The 3,056-nt window shown below is 61.0% G+C and carries 3 protein-coding genes; 2 read left to right on the top strand and 1 reads right to left on the bottom strand.

Annotated elements, in window-relative coordinates:
- Positions 1-1,695, top strand: a 1,695-nt coding sequence (gene mutL / locus B4F73_RS07245) for a DNA mismatch repair endonuclease MutL (protein ID WP_290482874.1), incomplete at its 5' end; no start/stop codon positions are given.
- 5 nt (positions 1,696-1,700) lie between these two features.
- Entirely contained in the window at positions 1,701-2,360 is a 660-nt protein-coding gene (locus B4F73_RS07240; protein WP_290482873.1) for an HAD family hydrolase, read from the top strand.
- A gap of 5 nt (positions 2,361-2,365) precedes the next feature.
- On the opposite strand, the gene B4F73_RS07235 is transcribed toward B4F73_RS07240, so the two are convergent.
- Positions 2,366-3,007, bottom strand: a complete 642-nt coding sequence (locus tag B4F73_RS07235; protein WP_290482872.1) for a hypothetical protein — start codon at positions 3,005-3,007, stop codon at positions 2,366-2,368.
- Positions 3,008-3,056: the final 49 nt, after the last annotated feature.

Here is a 3,056-nt window from a genome sequence, read left to right as displayed (position 1 = left end):
GCCGACGATCTGCTCGTCGCGCTGGAACGCCATGCAACCTCCAAACTCGTGCCGGATGCCGGCGGGCGGGTGGATTTGCTGAACATCCACACGATGGGCTTCCGGGGTGAAGCGTTGCCGTCGATTGCCTCGGTCAGCCGCTGCAGCATTTCATCCCGCGCGACCGGCGAAGACGCAGCCGAAGTCTTTGTTGAGGCGGGACGGATGGAAGGTCCTCGCCCGGCGGCGTTTACCGGGCGCGGCGAGACTGGCACCCGCATCGAAGTGCGCGACCTGTTCTATGCGACTCCCGCCCGGTTGAAGTTCATGAAAGGCGAGCGCGCCGAAAGCATGGCTGTGACTGACACGATCAAGCGTCTCGCCATGGCCAATCCGCATGTTGCTTTCTCGCTGGAAAATAATGGCCGGAACTCGCTGCGCTATGCCGCTGAAGCCGAAGGCGCCTCCGGCCAACTGGCCCGGCTCGGCGCAATCATGGGACGTGATTTCCGTGAGAACGCGCTGGAGATTGATGCCGAGCGCGAAGGTGTTCGCCTTGCTGGCTTTGCCGGCCTGCCGACGCTCAATCGCGGCAACGCCCAGATGCAATTCCTGTTCGTCAATGGCCGGCCCGTGAAGGACCGTATGCTGAATGGCGTAATCCGCGCCGCCTATCAGGATTTCCTGGCGCGCGACCGGCACCCGTTGGCGGCGCTGTTTGTTGATCTTGACCCGGAATATGTCGATGTGAACGTGCACCCCGCCAAGACCGAGGTGCGCTTCCGCGATGCGGGGAATGTAAGAGGTTTGATGATTGGCGCACTGCGTCATGCGCTGGCCGCGGCGGGACACAGAGCGTCGACCACGGTCGCGAATTCTGCGCTCGGCAAGGTTCGGATCGAAGAGGCCACGTCAGCCAATCTCTGGTCGTTGCCATCTGCGCCAGAGCGACAGGCTTCCCCCTCTTCCTATTATCGCCAGCCATCGGGCATTGATTTCGATCAGCCTCTTCCGCCCTCTGGCGATGTGATGGCGGGGCTGCAAGAAGCACCACCGCCTGCCTATCGACATGATGCCGCTCCGTCCGCACGGGTGGAGCCGGAAGCCGCGCCCGCGCAAGGTATGCCTTCTGACTTTCCACTCGGCGTCGCCCGCGCTCAGTTGCACGAAACCTATGTCGTCGCGCAGACAGCGGATGGCATCGTTATCGTGGATCAGCATGCCGCTCATGAGCGGCTGGTCTACGAGGACATGAAACGCCAAATGGCTGCGGGCGGGGTAAGGCGTCAGGCGCTGCTGATCCCGGATGTGGTGGAGCTTACTGAGGACGAGGCGACCCGCGTGCTCGAGCGCGCCGACGAGTTGGCTGAGCTGGGTCTGGAAATCGAACCTTTTGGGGCCGGCGCGATCTGTGTACGGGCCACCCCCGCCCTGTTCGGGGAAATGGACGCAATGGGCTTGATCCGTGATCTCGCCGATGACTTCGCCGAATATGATGCGGGCCTCGCGCTCAAGGAGCGGTTCGAGGAAGTCATGGGGAACATGGCGTGCCGCGGTTCAGTGCGAGCCGGACGACGACTGAATGGCGAGGAGATGAATGCGCTGCTCCGCCAGATGGAAGCGACGCCACATTCCGGCCAGTGCAATCATGGGCGGCCGACCTATGTGGAGCTGAAGCTCGCCGACATCGAACGCCTGTTCGGGCGGCGGGGATAGGCTCTGTGGAAGCCTTGATCTTTGATTGCGATGGGGTGTTGGTCGACTCCGAAACAATCTCCATCGCCACTGAACGGGAAATGCTCTCTGGCTGGGGGCTCGACTATCCGTTCGAGATTTTCGTTTCGCGTTTTGTCGGCCTGCACAATCGGGACTTCCATGCGGCTCTCGCGGCGGATGCCATTGAGCGTGGACGCCCCTTGCCTCCGGATTTTGCCGACCAGTTGCAGGCGCGCATCTGGCAACACTTCGAAACGGATCTGCGCGCGATTGAAGGTGTGTTGGACATTTCCGCCGCGTTCTCTGGGGCGCAGGCAGTGGCGTCGTCTTCCGAGGCACCAAAGCTCGTCCGTAAACTTCGTCTCACTGGCCTGTACGATACTTTTGCGCCGCACATATATTCCTCAGACCTCGTTACCGATGGAAAGCCTGCGCCTGACCTGTTTCTGCACGCAGCCGAACAGATCAGTGCCCGGCCCGACAAATGTGTCGTACTCGAAGACAGCGTGAATGGTGTGACAGCCGCGCGCGCCGCCGGGATGACAGCGTGGGGCTTTACGGGCGGTGGTCATGCCGATGCGGGGCTTGGCGACCGGCTCAGGGCGGCGGGCGCGCAGGATGTGTTTGCGTCGCATGCGGAGATATCTGCAGCGCTTGCCAGCTGACCCTTTCAGGCTTTCGGGAAAACGTCACGCAGGGATGCCCAATCCGCTTCGTGTGAGCCGTGAAAATTCGGCTTACTCTCATCTGTCAGCCGACCACGCGGCGGGGTATAGCTGTCGATCTGGCGAACCGGATTTTCGCGCCACTGAATGTTCACGGCCCAGAGTTTCGGGAAGAAGTATAGCGTTGAATAAGGCAAATGGTCGTGGATCCACCAGGCCAGTTTCTGCCAGTCCCCTTCTGCGTGGAAAGCATCGTAGAAGGCTGGAATGACGACGCAGGCGGTTGCACCCATGTTTCCTTCGGCATCCCGCCGGTCCCAGATATGATGGCCGTAATTGCTTTCGTTCGAGGCGCAATTGTAGCCCTTCTTCTTGTCCCGCTGCATCTGGTTGCCAAATCCATTCACTTCAGCAGAGCGATAGGCGGACCGGATGGCGATGCGCCCGAAAACGTCCTGCAAGGGTTCCAGCAATTCCGTGCAGAGCTTCGTGCCGGCGGTAATGGCAAGGTCCGGATCATCGGGAACGTTCGAGAAGCCGTGAAGCGCGGCGATATCCGAATACAGGAAGTCGCGCATGAAGAAAGAGCGTGACAAGCGCGCACGTCCAAACTCCGCAAGTGCATCGACGCTGGACGGCCTTCTCATGGTCGTTTCCAGTCGCCGCTCGGGACGTTAGTCCTCGTCGCTGACATCG

This window comes from Hyphomonas sp. UBA3601 (genome assembly GCF_002375605.1).
Classification (GTDB): Bacteria; Pseudomonadota; Alphaproteobacteria; order Caulobacterales; family Hyphomonadaceae; genus Hyphomonas.
Note: the sequence above shows the minus strand (reverse complement) of the source record. Positions and strands in the feature narration are given on the sequence as shown.

What these genes read in the sequence shown, in the direction of transcription:
- B4F73_RS07235 (WP_290482872.1), bottom strand. Translation starts at nt 3,007, where the DNA reads ATGAGAAGGCCGTCCAGCGTCGATGCACTTGCGGAGTTTGGACGTGCG.